The sequence below is a fragment of the Brevibacterium sp. 91QC2O2 genome (assembly GCF_024580695.1).
Lineage (GTDB): Bacteria > Actinomycetota > Actinomycetes > Actinomycetales > Brevibacteriaceae > Brevibacterium > Brevibacterium moorei.
Genome location: NZ_JANIJY010000017.1, coordinates 12,712 through 30,364, shown reverse-complemented (window position 1 = coordinate 30,364; position 17,653 = coordinate 12,712). Strand labels below are relative to the sequence as shown.

The following is a 17,653-nucleotide window of genomic DNA, read 5'->3' as shown; positions in this document are numbered from 1 at the left end:
CTCAGTCCGTGCGCGGATGGACTCGCTTCGAGGTGAACAGCGAGACCGCTTGGTCGGTCGCATCGCATTCGAAGACGAACGAAGCACCGGCCGGCGAGACGAATGCCGCGTTACGAACGTGCGACGATTCGACTGGCGTCAGTTCAAGAGGCGTTGGTGAACCGTTGGCCCTCACAACGAGTACGCCTTCATCGACGCCGACATCGAACTCGTTGAGCTCGCCCGATTCGTAGTGGCCTTGAAGCAGGTCCAGATCCACAGTGTGTCCGCCCGTATCCGAAGAGGCGAAATCACGAGAGCCGGCTTCTTCTTTGCCCAGCAAGTAGTTGGCCAGGCGATCGGTCAGCCCCGCTGCGGGCGCACCCGATGCGTTGATCAGACACACCAAGACCCATCCGGTCTCCGGGTAACAGCGATAATTCGTTGACACTCCTTTGATCGAACCGCCATGACCGAACCATTTCTGTCCGGACGCCTCCCCTACTTCAGTGCCCAGGGCATAGAATCCACCGTCTGGCAGGACGGCCTGAACCTCGGTCAGCAGTTCCCGGATCCGGGTGTCAAAGGGCGAGCCGATCCGCCCAGTCTCCGCCGAGCCAGGCTCCATGCCGGTGCCGCTGTCAGCAGACTCGTCGAACCCGCACAGCGCCTCCAGCACCCGCAGGAGCGCGGCGCTGGAGATCTTGAGCGATCCATTCGAGTAGATATCGCCCACGTCCCACCACGCCGGTGACGGCGAATAGGCCTCCACCGCTTCGCGCATGGGCGCGAACAACTGCGCGATATCGCCCTTGGCCACCAAGTCCGCCGCTGTGAAGCCGAAGCGCTCAATGCCCAGGGGTGCGAAGATCGCACCGCTCAGATAGTCGATGTACGGCATCCCCACGGCGGCCTCGATCACGGCCTGCAGCAGTCCGAAGCCCTCATTCGAGTAGTTGAAGACTGCGCCGGGCGCGCCGAGCAGCTCGTATTCGCAGCGGCTCAGCGCGGCAACCAGATCATTGGTGGTACGGATCCAAGCCCAGTCACTGGCGATGGGCGCGCGGTCGCGCAGCCTGTCATGGTCCGGATCGGCCAGAATTCCCGGCGTTCGCGCACCGTGGATATACGGCAGCCCCGGCAGGCCAGAGGTGTGGCTGGCCAGGTGCCGGATCCGCACCTCGGACTCGGCTCCGCCGGGCAGCCGCAGGGCCGGAATCCAGCGAGACACAGGGTCGTCAAGGGACAGTCGACCGGCCTGGTCCAAGAGCACCGTGGCAAGGGTAGTGAACGACTTGGTCACCGAGGCAACCCCGAACAGCGTGTTGTCCGTGACGGGCAGCACGGGCTCGTCGCCGCGTTTGCCCTGCTGATACGAGAACACGCTGCCGTCGGGACGGCGGACACCCACCGTGATGCCGGGTAGCTCGGCCTCGGCGCACCAGGCGTCAAGGAGGACTCGCAGGGCATCGTCCCCGGAACCCACGGAAGTCTGCTCCTCCATCATGCTGCACTCCTCCTCCGCTCGCTGCCAGTAGGGATGGCAGAGATCAGCTTCTTCGTGTACTCGTGTTGTGGATTGTCGATCACATCGCCCACTGCGCCCTGTTCAACGACCTGGCCCTTGTGCATCACGATGACGTCATCAGCAATGAATCGGACCACGCCAATGTCATGGGTGATGAATAAATAGGTCAAGTCCTCAGCAACCTGCAGATCCTTGAGGAGATTGAGAATCTGTGCCTGTACCGACACATCGAGTGCGGACACGGCCTCATCGCAGACCAACATTTCCGGATCGCTGATAAGCGCCCGCGCTATGCCCACACGCTGTCGCTGACCGCCTGAGAGCTCATGCGGATAGCGGAATGCGAACTCAGCGGGCAAACCCATCCGTTCCAGCATCGCCAGCATCAGGTCCTGGCGGCCGGACGGATCACCAATGTTATGCACCGACAATGGTTCGGACACCGCATCCCCGATGGTCTGCCGGGGGTTCAACGAAGAATATGGATCCTGATACACCATCTGCACCCGTCGACGGAATGCTTTGAGATCTACATTGTTCATTGCGGAGACTTCCTCCCCGTCGAAATGCACAGTGCCAGAGGTCGGCTCTTCAAGGCGCAGGATGCAGCGGGCCAAGGTCGACTTGCCGCTTCCTGATTCGCCGACGATGCCCAGGGAACGGCCGCGGAAGACTTCGACAGATACTCCGCCCACTGCGTGAACGGTCTCCCGCCGGGCCAGTGCCCCTGCCCGCCGAGTCACTTTGAAGTCCTTCTTCAAGTTGGAAACTTGCAACAATGGTCTGGGGTCGGTCGCGCCCCCTCCAACCATTTCACCAGTCATGTCCTTAACCTTTTCAGAGCGCGCCATCGGAAACCTCCTTCGGATCGTCCTTCATAGTGACTCGATCACCGTATTCGTCGAGGTTCGCCGGAATCGTCTCCAGTTTCTGCGGCAAAGCACCGTGCAACGGTGGAATACAGGCGATGAGACCCTGTGTGTAAGCCCGCTCGGGATGATCGAATATCTCGGCCACCGTCCCCTGTTCTACAATCCGGCCGTGGTACATGACCGCCACGCGGTCACTGATATCCGCGACCAAGTTCAGATCGTGGGAGATGAACAACACCGCCATGCCACGGTCCCGGGACAGCCCCAGAAGTAGGTCGATGATTTGTTTCTGCGTCGTCACATCCAGCGCAGTTGTCGGCTCATCGGCAATGAGCAGCTTGGGCCCACACGCCACCGCAATCGCGATGACCACGCGCTGACGCATACCGCCGGACAACTGGTGCGGGTAGTTGCTGAATCCGTCCTCCGGCTCCGGATAACCTACAGCCTGCAGGGCATCGATGGCTCTCCACTTCGCTTCCGCCTTGGTCACGCGCTGGTGGGAGCGCACTGCTTCCATTACCTGTTCCCCGATCGGATAGACGGGGTTCAGCGCGCTCATCGGGTCTTGGAAGACCATAGCTATGTCGTTGCCGCGCACAGAGCGCATCTGCCGATCCGACAAACGCAGCAAGTCTCGTCCTGCAAACCTGATTGAACCAGAGTAGGCAGTGGAACCATCCTCCGCTAGCAGTCGAATGATCGATCGAGAGGTCACGGATTTACCGGAGCCGGATTCGCCCACCAGTCCGAATACCTCACCCTCGCCAATGCTGAAGGTGACGTCCTCGACCACGCACTTATCGCCGTTCTCCGTAGCAAACCACGTCGACAATCCTTCTACTTCCAACACATTAGACGTCACGGTTCGTACCTTTCTGCACAGGCGCTTGCACGGCAGGATCCGAAGCTGCTGTTGCGACCGCGTCAGGGCCAGGGTGCGGCTCCTCGGTAACGCGAGTCGAAACGGCCATCCCCGCGGCGGAGCGACCACCTACCAGACGCAGAATCTGTCCTTTGGCTACGCCGCTGACTTTCCGCCGCTTACCGCTTCGTGGATCGAAGTGGTCACGCAGCCCGTCCCCGAGGAAGTTCAATCCGAACACGCACAGGATGGTCAGGATGCCGGCGAAGACGACGATCCACCACGATGAGAAGATCAGGGCCTTGCCATCCTGCAGGATGCTGCCCAGCGAGGCGCCTGGTGGCGGGACACCTGCGCCCAAGAAGCTCAGTGAAGCCTCGGTGATGATCGCATCAGCGAAGATGAAGGTCGCCTGTACCACGATCGGTGACACGATGTTGGGAAGCATGTGTTTGAGGATGATCCGGAGAGCTGAGGCTCCCTGTGACTGCATCGCATCGATGAACATCTCTTCTTTGACGCTCACAGCACTGGAACGCACGACTCGGGCCATCTGCGGTGTGAAAACCACGGTCAGTGCGATGATCACATTACTAATCTTGGCGCCGAAGGCGGCCATCAGGCAGATCGCCAGCAGGATGCTGGGGAAGGCCATGAAGCCGTCCATGATGCGCATGAGCACACCGTCGACACTCTTGAAGTAAGCAGATATCAGGCCGATCGCACCGCCGAGTACGGCGGTCAGTACAGTGACAGCGATACCGATGCCCAGCGAAGTCCGCAGGCCGAACAGTAGGCGCGTCGCCAGATCACGGCCGAAGTCGTCCGTGCCCAACCAGTGATGCACACTGGGACCGGTCAGCTTGTCGTCAATGACCATTTGGAACTGGTTATACGGCGAAAACCAGGGCCCGACAGTGGCCACGACGATGAGGATCACCATGACCACTGCACCGATCATCAACATCTGGTTTTCCTTGAGGCGGCACCAAGTCCGCTGGTGCCGTTGTTTGACCAGTTCACGTCCACGACGTTCGACTTGGTCAGCTTGGATTGGAGTATTCATCATTGTCGTCCCTCCTTATTTCTTCGCCGTGACGCCGACACGAGGGTCGAAGACGCCATACAAAATGTCGACGACCAAATTGACCAGTACGAACACCACCGTCGTGAACAGGACAACGCCCTGTACCACGGAGAAATCTCGATGCATCACAGAGTTCACCACCAGGGTTCCGATACCCGGAATCGTGAAGATAGTCTCCGATACGACCGCACCGGTGATCAGGCTGCCGAGTCCCTGACCCAAGATCGTCAGAACCGGAAGGAATCCATTGCGCAAAGCGTGCTTGAACAGCACGGTCCCTTCCCTGAGACCCTTTGCTCGGGCCAGGGCGATGTACTCCATTTGCAGCACGTCGATCATCGATGAACGACTCATTCGGGTAATCAACGCCGCTTGCATCGCCGCAAGGGCTACTGCCGGCAGGATCAGATACGACAGCCAGGTGCCGAACCCCGCAGACATCGGCTCATAGCCACCCACTGGGAACCAGCGAAGCCAGACGCCGAAGATCAACAGGAGGAAAAGCGCCAACAGGAAGCTGGGGATCGATATTCCGAAAAGCGACCCCGTCAGAATCGCACGGTCCGTGTGCGACCCCTTACGCCGGGCCGAAAGCACGCCCAGCGGAATGGCGATGACGATCGCCAAGATCTCGGCGATGATGGCCAAGCTGAATGTTGGGGCGACGTGTTCGGTAATCGCCTGGGTCACAGGCATTCCCAGAAAGAACGAGTCCCCCAGGTCGCCGGTCAGCGCGTTGCCGCTCCAGGCCAGGAACTGAACCAGCAGTGGCCGGTCGAGTCCCATTTCCGCATTGAGTTTTGCAATCTCCTCCGCGGTCGCCTCTTCACCCAGGATAACCGAAGCCGGCGAGCCTGGGGCAAGGTGCAGGATGAGAAATACCACCACGAACACCGTAATCAGAACCGGAATCAGCGACAGGATGCGCCGTAGGATAAATGAGATCATTTCAGCCCACACCTCACGTTACGGTCATGTTGAAATCTACTCGTTTGCATGTACCTCACCCCGTAACCTTGGTATTCCAGACAATAGGGCCATACTGCGAGGTATACCCTTCGACGTTGCTGCGAGTGGCCGCCACTTGCCGGAACTCGCCGGCCATGATCACTGGAATGTACTCCTCGCGAAGATACTCCTGAGTCTCACTCCAGATTTTCGTGGCCTCCTCTTGACTGTCGGCAGCCTTTATCTTCTGCAAGTTATCCAAAACTCGAGGGGATTCGCCGAAAGTCCAGTCAGTACCAAGATATGAAAGCTGCGTAGGATCCGAGACGCTCGTAATTCCAGCAGACACTATATCGAAGGACTTCTCATCTTTAGACAAAGCGCCATATGTAGCCCACTCCACAGACCGCAGGTCTACATTCATTCCAATCTGCTTCAACTGCTCCTGCAGAACCACGGAACCTTTATATTGATAGAGATTCTCCTTTGTCGTTAGGAGCCTAACCGGCTGACCTTTATATCCGGACTCAGCCAGTAATTTCTTCGCCTCGGCAGCGTTTCCCTGATCATATGTATCAGAACCGGCAGTAGTCTTCCAAGCTGGCTGCTCAGTCCCCATGTAACCAGGCTTTAGCTTATACAGATCCGGACTGCCAAAGGCTACGTCCATAATATCCGAAGAACTTGTAGCAATCTGCACAGCCTTCCGAATTTTCTCATTCCCCATCAGAGGGCTCTTGAAGTTGAACGCGAATACAAGGTCACCGATCGTATAACTTGAGACCTTGAATTCCGGCGCATTTTTGAGCCACTCATAGGCATCGGGAGTAACTTCCGGTGCAATATCGAATTTGCCAGTCTGGAGCCCGGCAAGCTGCGTGGCCGCATCCGTAACTATATCGAAGTAGAGGTCCTTGACCTCCGCATTGCGCTTCCCCGAGAGTCCAGACGGCTCGCCGTCCGGACTCGAATAATCATCGAAACGAGTTAAATGGATATATTGATCCTTTTTCCATTCAACATATTTGTACGGGCCAGTCCCGATGAACTCGGTGACACCGGTTGGCTTTGCATCCTTGACAATATCCTCCGGCATGATCGAGGGAAACTGCTTGTGCGTAGCGAGCAGACCCATCACACCAATCGATGGTGTTGACAGGATCAGCTTGGCGCCGTATTTTCCGTCTGCAACGAAGTGCGCATCTTCGCCCATGGACACCTGAGCAACCTTGTACAGGCCGATCCATCTATTCATCGAAGCCACGACATCTCCGGATGTCATTTCCTGACCAGTATGAAATTTTACACCCTGGCGCAGCTTGAACGTGTACGTCTTCCTGTCTTTACTGACAGTCCAACTCTTCGCAAGAACCGGCCGGACTTGATTGTCGTTATCTGTCGTGACAAGAGTCTCATAGACGTTTCGCATGGTTATCTTGGTTGGAGAACCAGTCAGAGTCTGCTCATCCAAGTTTGTTGGCTGTGAGCTTATGGCAATGTCCAGCCGGTCACTGTGTGAACTACTTGACGTGCTGGTCGCACATCCGGATACACCAATCACAAGCAATACGGCGACGATACCCGAGACGAATGATCGACGTTTCATTTTCATCCTTCCTTCATCCTGGAGGTGGGAATCGCGAGTCCAATCGCATACTCAGGAGGCGGCATCTGAGGCCTCCATGGATGGTTTTTCAATACGTATACGTCCGAGCCCGTTTTCAATCGAGATCTCCGTGCCGTACACAGCGGACAATCGTTGCAGCCGTTCCAGCACTTCGGTGTTGTTTGCGGGCTGCGGCAGGCCCCGCCGGTAATGGGGTTCGCCCCAGCCCAGGTCGATCGGATCCAGCACGATATCAAGACCGTCCTCGGTCACTTCCCACCGCGCCACTACCGCCGACCAGATCGCCGGGTCCACCGCATAACCACGTGTCCAGTCTCCACTGCGTGTGGCAAGTGCCTGGCTGACATCAGCTTGACCATCGAGCCCGTACGCCTCGTAGAAGTCCGCGGGGAGCTGCTTCACCGTCTCGTTCTCGAAGATGAAGTTCCCCAGGCTGTAGAAGATCGGGCAGCCTTTGTAGATCTCGATTCCACGCACCAGATGGGGACCATGACCGATGATCGCGTCGGCCCCGGCATCGATTGCGGATCGACAGAATTCTTCGACGAACTCTGCCGGCCGTTCAATATCTATGCCATTCATCTCGTGGGCGTGCAGGCTCACGACGACGTAGTCGGCTTCGTTCCTTGCACGCCGGATCGCCTGAATCAACCGCACCAGGTCTGCATGGTTCGCCGTGGTCGTGGGACCTTTATCGCACGTGAAGACGTGGCCGCCGAAATACAACCCCTGCGATTCATCCCAGGGTTGCTTATAACCCGCAGCGACCGACTGGTCCCATTCAGCATTGATGCCGGTCGTCTTGGAAATGTCACGCAGTTGCCCCAGCTGTTCTGCACTGACTGAGTATCGAGCCTGATGGCCGAGCGCGTTGACCCCAGGCCGTCCCCGCATATCTCTGCGCTGGTCACCGGCGACCCAGGACTTGTCGAAGGTAGATGTCACGGCAATGAGTGCTACCCGGTGTTCGGCGGTCTCCAAGTAAGAAGGGGCCGACGCTGCAGCCAGATCCTTACCGGTGCCGGCGAATGTCACGCCTGCCTGTTCAAGGTTCTCAGCAGTAGCCAGTAGACCGTCACTCGAATAGTCCATCGCATGGTTGTTGGCCGTGGACATCATGTTGAAGCCCAGTTCGGTGAGGTCGGTTATCACTCGGGGATCGGCGATAGCCCAGGTGCCGCCGCTTACTGCTGCTGGATAGCCCCGGTCGTCGTGTGCAGTGATTTCGAAGTTCGTGAATCTGACTTCGCAATCAGCCAGCGATTCTGCGATGGTTCGGAGTCCGAGATGCCGAGGGCTGATGCGGCGGGTCACAAAGCTGTCACCGGTAGCAGCCAATCGCAAACCTGAGGCTTCCCGCCGATTGCCCTGTGATGTATCTGATATGACCATAGTCACATGATTTAAGGTGGTTGCAGATCACATTCCATATTTGCAGTATTCGGACATAGAGGAGCTAATTTTGCAGGATACCGCCGTCGACTCACACACTCTGCTGTCGGAAGAGGACCTCGCCCTTATCGATGCTATGCAGATCAACCCCCGGATCAGCTGGGCGGATCTGGCTTCAGTCATTGGCACCGATGCCACAACAGCCGCGCGTAGGTGGAGGCGGCTGGCTGGTTCGGGCGTCGCCTGGACGACTGTCATGCCAGGGCCCCGTCAGATGGACCGCCTCACTCTCACCTATTTGGAGATCGACTGTGAAGTCGACCGGTGGGGCGAAGTGCTCGAATGGCTCTACGCCCAGCCGCATATAGCCACGGTGCAACACCTCAGTGGCGAACTGACACTATGGTGTTCAGTCTTCGCACCCAGCGAAGAACTCATGTCCGACTGGATTGTCTCCGTCCTCCCCACCGTCGGTGGCATCCGAAGAGTTCGAACCAGCATCGCCACGAGGATCTTCGACTCCTCACGGTACTGGCGGCTGAAGATCCTCGACCGGCGTACGTCAGAGCGCGTCGGCCCCGAGCCCAAGCGCAGTGGCGTCACCCATGACTTCGACAAGGCCGATAGAACTCTGTTCTCGCTACTGGCACGGGACACTCGGACTGAGACGAAGACGCTCAGTGCAAACCTGGAAATCAGCCAGCGCAGCACTCAACGCCGAATCAATCAGTTGGTCAACGCCGGCGATATGGAGTTCCGCTGTGATCTGGCGAGGGGAAGCGCCGGTTGGCACTCTGGCGCGATCCTGTGGATGAACGTTCCAGAAACTGGGGTCGAACAGGTCGGGAGGACAATGGTCGGATTGCCAGAGACCAGGTCCTGCGCTGCCATCGCGGGACGGACCAACTTCATGATGACAGTCGCGCTGCATTCGGCGAAAGACCTCTATTCATTCGCCCAGCGGCTGACCAGCCGGTTCCCCCATGTCTCCATCGTCGACCGGCAGATCGTACTGCGCCAGTACAAGCTCTACGGCCGCTTGCTGGATGCTGCCGGACATGCGGTGTGCACCACGGAAGTCGACCCGTGGTACCTCAACTCGGCTCCGCGAGCTGTACCGACCTCGGCCTGACCGGGGTCTGGATGCGCTCGTCGTCCGCCCCAGCCACCGGCGCCGGCGCTACCCCATCTCGAACTTCCCGCGCAGGAAGTCGGCGAGCTCGGCATGGGTGCCGACCCAGACGTCTTCCTTGCCCAGGGCATGCTGGATAACGCGTTCCACTGCTGAGATCCGTGACCGGTGCCCGCTGATGTGCGGGTGCAGGGTCAGTTCGAAGACTCCGCCCTCCGCATAGGCCATGTCGAATTCGTCCTTCCATATCTGTTCGACATCGCGCGGCGGCGTGTGCGGGCGGATCCCGCCGAACCGGTTCATGGAAAAGTACGGAGCGTCATCGCGAATCCATTCACAGGGGATCTCGACGATCCCGGTGGGAGTCCCATCGGCCAGGATCTCGTAGGGTTCCTCATCGGCCATCAGCGATGCGTCGTAGACGAAGCCCATCTCCCGGATGACCTGCAGGGTCGAATGCGAGAAGTCCCAGGACGGTGTCCGAATCCCCACGGGCCTGGTGCCACTGAGTCGCTCCAGCGTGTCCGTCGCCCTGCCTATCAAATCGAGTTCGGCTTCGTACGGCAGCTCTGTATTGCGCTCGTGGATCCAGCCGTGCACCCCGACCTCGTGGCCACCGGCGACGAAGGCATCGATGTCCTGCGGATGAAGCAGGGCGGATACGCCGGGGGTGTAGAACGTGGCCTTCACACCGTTGCGCTCCAGCATCCGCAAGACCCGGGGAACCGCCACCCGACTGCCGTATTCGCCCACCGACAACGAACCGGGGGTGGTCTGCCTGTCCCGCAGGAACGGCGTCTCGTGATCGGCATCGTAGGTGATCATCACGGCGCACTTCGCCCCGCCGGGCCAGCGCTGGGCAGGATCGGGATCGACCAGTGCACGCCCGGCCCTGACCCGGTCGACCTCGGCCCTCCACACCGGCTCATCCCACTGCCACGGTTCGCGACCGGCCGGCTGTTCATCGAACGAATCACTCATCGGGTTCCCCAGTCCTCATCATCGCCTTATGCGTGATTCACATCATATGCCTGGGTGAATTCCGTGGAACCGCGCACCAGTAACTCGCTGCGATAGACCTCGCGCTGCACGTCCATGTCCGGTGTCGCGATCCTGCGCAGCAGCATCGCCACGCCCTCCTGCGCCATCTTCCGCGAGGGCTGCCGCACGGTCGTCAGACCAAACGACGGCCAGGCCGACATCTCCACATCGTCGTATCCGATGACCCAGCAGTCCGCTGCATCCAACCCCTGACCGCGCAGTGCGTCCAGCGCCCCGAATCCCATCAGGTCATTGCAGCAGAAGATCGCCTGGGGACGGTTCGCCTGCCCCAGCAGACGCTCGCTCTTGACCTGTGCGAGGTCATGGTCGAACTTGGCGTTGAGGCGCCGGTATTCGGGCACCGGGTAACCCAGCTCCGCCATCCGCGCGTTGAAGCTGGCCTCCCGGACCCGGGCCGTGGCAGCCGAATCAGTCCCGGTAATCACTGCGACATCAGTCCGCCCGTGTTCCACCAGATAGTCCGCAACCAACGCCCCGCCCTGCTCGTTGTCGCTGATGACCAGGTCACCGTCATAGTCCTCGATCACCCGGTTGACCAGGACGATGGGAAATCCGCCCGCATGTGCCGCCGCGAATTCGACTGACCCGCTGGTGACCGAGGTGAAGATGACGCCGTCGACCGCGCGTTCCCGCAGGGCCTGAATGGCATTGTCGTGGTATCCGTGATCGGTGTTCCACAACAGCACGCGCTGACCGGCGCTGACCAGAGCGCCCGTCATTTCGTCGAGCAGTTCGCTGTAGAACGGATTGGCCAAATCGCTGACGACGACTCCGATCGTGTTCGTCCGCTGGGTTCGCATGGCCTGTGCCCCGGCATGGGGGACGTAACCAAGTTCCTCCATCGCGGCGGACACCCTGGCTCGCGTGGTAGCGGCGACCAGATCTGGCTTCGTCAACATTCGGGACACGGTCGCCTGCGACACACCAGCCAACCGGGCTACATCGCGACTTGTCACCATCGGTGCCGTCTCTCCTCTTCATGGTTACCATCCGGGCAGGACTGCCCTCGTCGAACGCGGAACAGAGCGCCGAAATCCACTCGAAATGCACTGGGGCCGAAGGCGGTTCCGCCTTCGGCCCCAGTCGTACAGCGTCAGACTACCAACGCCGCGCCGACTTACAGGACGGTCATCTGCCCACCGTCGCGTCGTATTCGGCCGTCTGCCCGCGCCGCTTGCGTACCAGAGGTGCGGTTTCCGGAGTCCACAGAGCTCCGACGAGGGAAATCACCCCACCGAAGATGATGTAGATGGCCACCAGCCAGTACCGGTCGAAGTGCTCGCCGATCAGCGCGGTGGCGATCAACGGGGCGAAGCCGCCGGCGAACACCGAGGCGATCTGCGGGCCCACGGATGCTCCGGAGTAGCGCAGCTTCGGTTCGAAGAGCTCCGTGTAATAGGCCGGCTCCACCGAATAGCACAGGTCACGACCGACATTGCAGGTGAGCACCAGGGACAGCAGGATCATGAAGAAGTCGCCGGTCTGCACACCCCAGAAGAAGGGGAACGCGGTGATGATCATGGTGATGGCACCGGCCATGACCGTGTACTTCCGACCCCAGTGGTCCGACACCCAGCCCCAGAACGGAATGGTAAACAGGCCCAGGCCCGCCATGATCATCGTGGCCAGCATGATCGTGTCCTGGTCGATCAGGATCTGCTTGCCGTATGCCAGCAGGAAGGTCGTGTAGATGTAGTAGTTCGCATTCTCCGCGAAACGCATCATGATGACTTTGACGATCGTCAGCGGCTTGCGCTTGATAACGTCGACCACCGGCATCTTGGCGACGTCCCCGCTGGCCTGGACCTCCTTGAACGCCGGGGACTCGTCGACTTTCATCCGGATGTAGAACGACAGTGCCACCAGGATGATCGACAGCAGGAACGGAATCCGCCAGCCCCAAGCCTGGAAGGCCTCGGTCCCGGGGATGATCAGAGCCATGATAAAGAACGCTCCGTTGGCAAGCAGTGTGCCAGCCGGCACACCGATCTGCGGCATCGAACCCAGCATGCCACGCTTGGCCTCCGGCGCGTATTCGGTGGCCATCAGGGCCGCACCGCCCCACTCGCCGCCGATGCCCATGCCCTGAATCACCCGCAAGAGGAGCAGGAGGATGGGCGCCCAGATGCCGATCGCATCGAAATTGGGCAGACAGCCGATGAGGAAAGTGCCACCACCCATCAGCCCCAGGGTGATCATGAGCATCTTCTTCCGGCCCAGTCGGTCACCGAAGTGGGCGAAGATGAATCCGCCCAAGGGCCGTGCCATGAAGCCGACGGCATAGGTGCTGAAGGCCAGCAGAACGCCGGCGAACTCGGAGAACTGAGGGAAGAACTGGTGGTTGATCACAATGGCGGCGGCCACGCCGTAGACGTAGAAGTCGTACCACTCGATACATGTACCCAGGACTGACGAGGCCAGAGCCCGGCGCCTCATCTGTGGGGTAATTCCCGCGGTTGATGCGCCCGCAGTCTGCGCAGTTGTCGTCATAGGGACTCCTTTGTCATACCCGATCGTGGCTCGGTTCACCAGGGAACTGAAGCTCCGGCAAATGTATACGTAACCAGATCAATCGGTCAAGGGCTTGAAATTAATGAATGCATACGTATACAGTTGCGGCCAGACATCATCAACGTCGATGCGAAGGATCAGCGATGACAAACGACTCGGACACCACGGCCACCACCAACCTCGGCATCACCACCGCCGTGAAGTTCCAGGCGCTGAAGGAACCTGCGCAGAGCTTCGTGCAGCGCGGCAGCACCCAGCAGGTACAGGACACGGTCAAGGACGTCATCGCCGATATCCGCACGCGCGGCGATCAGGCGGTCCGCGAGTACTCGGAGAAGTTCGACAAGTACGCACCCGGCACTTTCCTCCTCGGCGAGGAACAGCTCGACGAGATCATGGCACGGGTGCCCCAGCAGGTCATCGACGACATCGTGTTCGTCCAGGACCAGGTCCGCACCATGGCCCAGCGCCAGCTCGAATCCCTGCAGGACTTCGAAATCGAGACGATGGACGGAGTCCACCTGGGCCAGAAGAACATTCCGATCCAGGCCGTCGGCGCCTACATCCCCGGCGGCAAGTACCCGCTGCTGGCCAGCGCCCACATGACCATTCTGACGGCCAAGGTCGCGGGTGTCCCCCGTGTTGCGGCCTGCACCCCGCTGATCAAGGGCGAGATCCCCGACGCAACGATTGCCGCCATGCGGCTGGCCGGCGCTGACGAGATCTACCTGTTGGGCGGCATCCAGGCGATCGCCGCCATGGCCGTGGGTACGGAGACCATTGACCCGGTCAATATGTTGGCAGGCCCCGGCAACGCCTTCGTCGCAGAGGCCAAGCGCCAGCTTTACGGCGAGGTCGGCATCGACCTGTTCGCCGGCCCCACCGAGGTCCTCATCGTCGCCGACGAACACGCCGATCCGTACATCACCGCGGTCGACCTGCTGTCCCAGGCCGAGCACGGCCCCGATTCCCCCGCCGTACTCATCACGACCAGCGAAGAGGTCGGTCGCAAGACCATGCAGCACATCGACGAACTGCTGCCGGAGCTGCCCACCGCGGACTTCGCCGGCAAGTCCTGGCAGGACTGGGGCGCGGTGCTGGTCGTCGAGAACCTCGACGACGCCTATGCGCTGGCCGACGCCTACGCCTACGAGCACGTGCAGATCCTCACGCAGGAACCGCGTGAGGCCCTGGAGAAGATGCACAACTACGGTGCGATCTTCCTGGGCGAGGGGACCTGCGTGTCCTACGGCGACAAAGTCATCGGCACCAACCACGTCCTGCCCACCCGTGGAGCCTCCCGCTACACCGGTGGCCTGTGGGTCGGCAAGTTCCTCAAGACCGTGACCTACCAGGAGGTCACGAACAAGGAATCCAGCGCCTTCTTCGGCGAGGTCCTGGGCCGGGCCGGTCGTGTCGAGCGCTTCGAAGGCCATGCCCGTTCCGGCGATGTGCGCGTCGCGAAGTACCGTGGAACCGAATTCGACTGGATCCATCAGGAGCTGGGCGCATGACACTTCCACCCTTCACCGGCTTCGATGGGAAGAAAGCCCTGATTACGGGAGCGGCCGACGGCCTGGGCAAGGCCGTCGCCGACGCCCTGCACGCCGCCGGCGCCCAGGTCTGGGGCACCAGCCGCAGTGCCGAGACGACCGCGCAGATCTGCGCCCGCTACGGCACCGAGCCGATCCCCGGCCTGGACCTGTCCCGGCCACAGGACGTCGCCTCGTTCACGGATGCCGTCGATGCGGTGACCGGTGGAATCGACCTGCTGGTCAATAACGCAGGCGTCAACGTTCCCAAACCCGCGCTGGAGATCACCGAGGACGACTGGGACACGGTCTTCGACATCAACGTCAAGGGCACCTTCCTGATCAGCCAGGCCTTCGCACGCAGGTGGGTGGGCACGAAGACACCCGGTGCGATCGTGAATATGGCATCGCAGGCGGGCATCGTCGCGATCGAGGAGCGCGCCGCGTACGGCTCGTCCAAGGCAGCGCTGATCCACCTGACCAAGCAGTTGGCCCTGGAGTGGGCCCAGTACGGTATCCGCGTGAATGCGGTGGCTCCGACCTTCGTGAAGACTGCGTTGACGGCCAGCACGCTGGAGCGCGGGGCCTGGGCGGATGAGCTCCGGTCCCGGATTCCGCTGGGCCGCTTCGGTGAGGCCTGCGAGGTGGCGGGTCCGACCCTCTACCTGCTCAGCGACGCCGCGTCCCTGGTCACCGGCACCACTCTGGTGGCCGACGGCGGATACACGATCCGCTGAGCCGGCGGTCGGACTCGGTTCTCCGGGTCCTCGCATGCGGTGAGGACCCGCATTCGGAAGGAAGAAAATGAGCGTTGCGAAGATCGATGAGGCTCTTCACGCCGGCACGTCCCTGATGTGTGCGGTGGTCGGGACCGGCTATATGGGCGGCGGGATAGCGCAGATCCTGGCACTGCACGGACACACCGTGCAGTTGGCCGACGTCGATGCCGCCCGGACGATAGCCGCCCGCGAACGGCTGATCGCCCAGGGCGCCCAGTACGCGGCGGAGGGGCTCTTTCCCGCCGAGGCCGAGCAGCTGCTGCAGGCCAACCTGATCGCTGCGGCCTCCCGCGAGGAGGCCGTGGCGCAGGCCGCCTACATCGCCGAGGCGGTCCCGGAGGATCCGGAGATCAAACGGGCCACGCTCGAACTGATCTCCCAGCATGCTCCGGCGGACGCGGTCATCGGGTCCAATACCTCCAGCATCCCGATCCGCGAGCTCAGCGAGTTCGTGACCGGACCGCAGCGGTTCCTGGGCGTGCACTGGATGAACCCGGCCCCGTTCGTACCCGGGGTCGAGATCATCCCCGGGCCCCAGACCTCGGCCGAAGTCGTCCGCTGCGCTTGCGAACTCATCACCTCCCTGGGCAAGACCGCGACCCGGGTGACCGATGCAGCCGGGTTCGTGTCCAACCGGCTGCAGTTCGCGCTCTACGCCGAGGCCTCGCGCATGGTGGACGAGGAACTCGCCACACCGCAGGAGATCGACGCGGTGGCGCGCTCCTGCTTCGGGTTCCGACTGCCGTTCTTCGGCCCCTTCGCCATCGGGGACATGGCCGGTCTGGACGTCTACGCCGGCTCCTATGAAACCCTCGAGGCCGAATGCGGCGAGCGCTTCGCCATGCCGGCTCCGGTACGGGCGGCCATGGAATCGGGCGATCTGGGCCTCAAGACCGGTCATGGACTGCTGGATCTGGACGAATCGCAGACGGCCGAGCTGCTGGCCTACCGCGAGCGCGCCTATGCGAAACTGTCGCAGTTGTGCGCCGAACTGGGCCCGGCTCCCGGCTTCAAATAACGGATCTGAGCCTTAAAGGGCAGAATCACGACCGACGATCATCGGGCTGTCTGTTTCAGATTCCACTGTTCAAACAGTGGAATCTGAAACAGACGGCCCCATCTCGCCCGCCAACAGTTCGTGGGAGCGGCGGCGGGTGGCGGGGTCGGCGATGAGGTCCTGGACCATCACCTCGTCGGCACCGGATTCCTCGACCATCCTCTCCAGCGTCGCGCCCACCTGGGACGGCGATCCGGCGACGAAGCGCGGCCACCGGCCGTCGACGATCCCGGTGGGCTCGGCGGCCTGGTCCGCGCTCAGCTCGGCCCTGGCCTCGTCCGGAGTCGGCACCATGACGGATCCGGCCGCCCGGCCCGCCGTTTGCAGTCGCGCGTAGTAGCCCTTGGGCCCGCCGGCCAGGCGCTGACCGTCCGCCGCGTCCTCGCCAACGGTCGCATTGACCGACAGGATCGCCCGCGGTTCGTCCAGTCCGAAGCCCCTCGGCCGGAATGCCTCGCGATATGCACGCAGGGCGGGTGCCGCGGCACTGGGGTTGATGAAGCAGGCGAAGCAGTATCCGATCCCCAGCTGCGCGGCCAGCTGGGCGCTGTTCGGGCTCGATCCCAGCAGCCAGGTCTGTGGGACCTGCGGTACGGATGGCATGAGCGCATGTCCGGCGAAGGGGTGTCCTTCCGGGAAGGCCTGGTAGAGCCAGGCCAGGGTCTCCAACACCTGCTGGCCGTGGTCGACCTGGATGGGATTCTGCCGGTTGAGCTGCATCGCCAGGTCGACGATCGGCCCGCCGGTGGCCCGCCCCATGCCCAGGTCGACCCGCCCGGGTGCCATGGCCTCGAGCTGTTGGTACATCTCCGCGATTTTGAACGGGCTGTAATGGTTCATCAGCACCGCCCCTGACCCGACCCTGATGGTCTGCGTCGACGCTGCGGCCGCGGCGATGAGCAGTTCCGGATGGTGCGAGGCGCCCGAGCGGCTCAGGTGGTGTTCGGCGAACCAGATGCGGTGGAATCCGTGCGCCTCGGCGTGCTGTGCGGTTTCAATCGCATCGTGCAGTGCGTCCGATTCGGTGGTCCCCGGGGCGACGGTGCCCAGGTCGACGATCGACAGTCTCATGCGTGTCACTCTACGGCCTGGGTGCCGATCGTTGGACCGTTTATTTCAGATTCCACCGTTCAATCAGTGGAATCTGAAACGGGATATGGCAAAGCTCCGTGAACGGTTTGCACGGTGTGCCGACACACGGTCCCCCGGGCGCACCAGCGGCTGTCCCACCTGCGCTAGGCTCGAACCGCGATGGGCTGAAAGACCCATTCCGGACCCGCGC

15 protein-coding genes are annotated in these 17,653 nt (G+C 61.3%); 4 read left to right on the top strand and 11 right to left on the bottom strand.

Features of this window, described 5'->3' with window-relative positions; all coding sequences use genetic code 11:
* Position 1: 1 nt before the first annotated feature.
* The 7 genes from NQ036_RS11445 to NQ036_RS11415 form a co-directional block, all read right to left on the bottom strand.
* The gene (locus NQ036_RS11445; protein WP_257049583.1) at positions 2 to 1,486 is read right to left on the bottom strand and encodes a serine hydrolase; all 1,485 of its coding nucleotides are present in this window, start codon (positions 1,484 to 1,486) and stop codon (positions 2 to 4) included.
* Positions 1,483 to 2,358 carry an ATP-binding cassette domain-containing protein gene (locus NQ036_RS11440; RefSeq protein WP_257049584.1) on the bottom strand — a complete coding sequence of 292 codons (876 nt, stop codon included), beginning with the start codon at positions 2,356 to 2,358 and terminating at the stop codon, positions 1,483 to 1,485. The genes NQ036_RS11445 and NQ036_RS11440 overlap by 4 nt, the downstream gene beginning before the upstream one ends.
* On the bottom strand, positions 2,345 to 3,244 hold the full coding sequence (locus tag NQ036_RS11435; RefSeq protein WP_257059092.1) for an ABC transporter ATP-binding protein: 900 nt from the start codon (positions 3,242 to 3,244) through the stop codon (positions 2,345 to 2,347). Before NQ036_RS11435 ends, NQ036_RS11440 begins: the two co-directional genes overlap by 14 nt.
* On the bottom strand, positions 3,234 to 4,313 hold the full coding sequence (locus NQ036_RS11430) for an ABC transporter permease (protein ID WP_257050012.1): 1,080 nt from the start codon (positions 4,311 to 4,313) through the stop codon (positions 3,234 to 3,236). Before NQ036_RS11430 ends, NQ036_RS11435 begins: the two co-directional genes overlap by 11 nt.
* A gap of 12 nt (positions 4,314 to 4,325) precedes the next feature.
* Positions 4,326 to 5,279: an ABC transporter permease gene (locus NQ036_RS11425; RefSeq protein ID WP_257050013.1), complete on the bottom strand. Its 954-nt coding sequence runs from the start codon at positions 5,277 to 5,279 to the stop codon at positions 4,326 to 4,328.
* A 55-nt stretch (positions 5,280 to 5,334) separates the two neighbouring features.
* Complete coding sequence (locus tag NQ036_RS11420; protein ID WP_257059090.1) at positions 5,335 to 6,750, bottom strand: ABC transporter substrate-binding protein; 1,416 nt, start codon at positions 6,748 to 6,750, stop codon at positions 5,335 to 5,337.
* Positions 6,751 to 6,936: 186 nt separating this feature from the next.
* A complete protein-coding gene (locus NQ036_RS11415) occupies positions 6,937 to 8,298 on the bottom strand; it encodes a CapA family protein (protein WP_257049500.1) in 1,362 nt (453 codons plus the stop codon).
* Positions 8,299 to 8,368: 70 nt separating this feature from the next.
* Between NQ036_RS11415 and NQ036_RS11410 the strand changes: the two genes are divergently transcribed.
* Entirely contained in the window at positions 8,369 to 9,430 is a 1,062-nt protein-coding gene (locus NQ036_RS11410; RefSeq protein WP_257049501.1) for an Lrp/AsnC family transcriptional regulator, read from the top strand.
* Between the two features lie 48 nt (positions 9,431 to 9,478).
* Here NQ036_RS11410 and NQ036_RS11405 read toward each other — a convergent pair whose 3' ends face one another.
* From NQ036_RS11405 to NQ036_RS11395, 3 genes are all read right to left on the bottom strand, one after another.
* The gene (locus NQ036_RS11405) at positions 9,479 to 10,411 is read right to left on the bottom strand and encodes a polysaccharide deacetylase (RefSeq protein ID WP_257049502.1); all 933 of its coding nucleotides are present in this window, start codon (positions 10,409 to 10,411) and stop codon (positions 9,479 to 9,481) included.
* A gap of 26 nt (positions 10,412 to 10,437) precedes the next feature.
* A complete protein-coding gene (locus tag NQ036_RS11400) occupies positions 10,438 to 11,451 on the bottom strand; it encodes a LacI family DNA-binding transcriptional regulator (protein WP_257049503.1) in 1,014 nt (337 codons plus the stop codon).
* A gap of 169 nt (positions 11,452 to 11,620) precedes the next feature.
* Positions 11,621 to 12,982 (bottom strand): MFS transporter, encoded by a 1,362-nt coding sequence (locus tag NQ036_RS11395; protein ID WP_257049504.1) that lies wholly within the window; start codon positions 12,980 to 12,982, stop codon positions 11,621 to 11,623.
* Between the two features lie 164 nt (positions 12,983 to 13,146).
* Between NQ036_RS11395 and hisD the strand changes: the two genes are divergently transcribed.
* The 3 genes from hisD to NQ036_RS11380 all read left to right on the top strand — a co-directional run bounded on the left by hisD (position 13,147) and on the right by NQ036_RS11380 (position 16,332).
* The gene (gene hisD / locus NQ036_RS11390) at positions 13,147 to 14,517 is read left to right on the top strand and encodes a histidinol dehydrogenase (RefSeq protein WP_257049506.1); all 1,371 of its coding nucleotides are present in this window, start codon (positions 13,147 to 13,149) and stop codon (positions 14,515 to 14,517) included.
* Complete coding sequence (locus NQ036_RS11385) at positions 14,514 to 15,272, top strand: SDR family NAD(P)-dependent oxidoreductase (RefSeq protein ID WP_257049507.1); 759 nt, start codon at positions 14,514 to 14,516, stop codon at positions 15,270 to 15,272. The genes hisD and NQ036_RS11385 overlap by 4 nt, the downstream gene beginning before the upstream one ends.
* A 67-nt stretch (positions 15,273 to 15,339) precedes the next feature.
* Positions 15,340 to 16,332, top strand: a complete 993-nt coding sequence (locus NQ036_RS11380) for a 3-hydroxyacyl-CoA dehydrogenase family protein (RefSeq protein ID WP_257049508.1) — start codon at positions 15,340 to 15,342, stop codon at positions 16,330 to 16,332.
* A 69-nt stretch (positions 16,333 to 16,401) separates the two neighbouring features.
* Here the strand turns inward: NQ036_RS11380 and NQ036_RS11375 are convergent, their stop codons facing one another.
* Positions 16,402 to 17,442, bottom strand: a complete 1,041-nt coding sequence (locus tag NQ036_RS11375; protein WP_257049509.1) for an MsnO8 family LLM class oxidoreductase — start codon at positions 17,440 to 17,442, stop codon at positions 16,402 to 16,404.
* Between the last annotated feature and the right edge of the window lie 211 nt (positions 17,443 to 17,653).

Bases quoted from the DNA above. Each gene is read 5' to 3' on its own strand.
- NQ036_RS11430 (WP_257050012.1), bottom strand. From the start codon at position 4,313: ATGATGAATACTCCAATCCAAGCTGACCAAGTCGAACGTCGTGGACGT.
- NQ036_RS11380 (WP_257049508.1), top strand. From the start codon at position 15,340: ATGAGCGTTGCGAAGATCGATGAGGCTCTTCACGCCGGCACGTCCCTG.
- NQ036_RS11395 (WP_257049504.1), bottom strand. From the start codon at position 12,982: ATGACGACAACTGCGCAGACTGCGGGCGCATCAACCGCGGGAATTACC.
- NQ036_RS11440 (WP_257049584.1), bottom strand. From the start codon at position 2,358: ATGGCGCGCTCTGAAAAGGTTAAGGACATGACTGGTGAAATGGTTGGA.
- NQ036_RS11415 (WP_257049500.1), bottom strand. From the start codon at position 8,298: ATGGTCATATCAGATACATCACAGGGCAATCGGCGGGAAGCCTCAGGT.
- hisD (WP_257049506.1), top strand. From the start codon at position 13,147: ATGACAAACGACTCGGACACCACGGCCACCACCAACCTCGGCATCACC.
- NQ036_RS11385 (WP_257049507.1), top strand. From the start codon at position 14,514: ATGACACTTCCACCCTTCACCGGCTTCGATGGGAAGAAAGCCCTGATT.
- NQ036_RS11405 (WP_257049502.1), bottom strand. From the start codon at position 10,411: ATGAGTGATTCGTTCGATGAACAGCCGGCCGGTCGCGAACCGTGGCAG.
- NQ036_RS11425 (WP_257050013.1), bottom strand. From the start codon at position 5,279: ATGATCTCATTTATCCTACGGCGCATCCTGTCGCTGATTCCGGTTCTG.
- NQ036_RS11445 (WP_257049583.1), bottom strand. From the start codon at position 1,486: ATGATGGAGGAGCAGACTTCCGTGGGTTCCGGGGACGATGCCCTGCGA.
- NQ036_RS11400 (WP_257049503.1), bottom strand. From the start codon at position 11,451: ATGGTGACAAGTCGCGATGTAGCCCGGTTGGCTGGTGTGTCGCAGGCG.
- NQ036_RS11375 (WP_257049509.1), bottom strand. From the start codon at position 17,442: ATGAGACTGTCGATCGTCGACCTGGGCACCGTCGCCCCGGGGACCACC.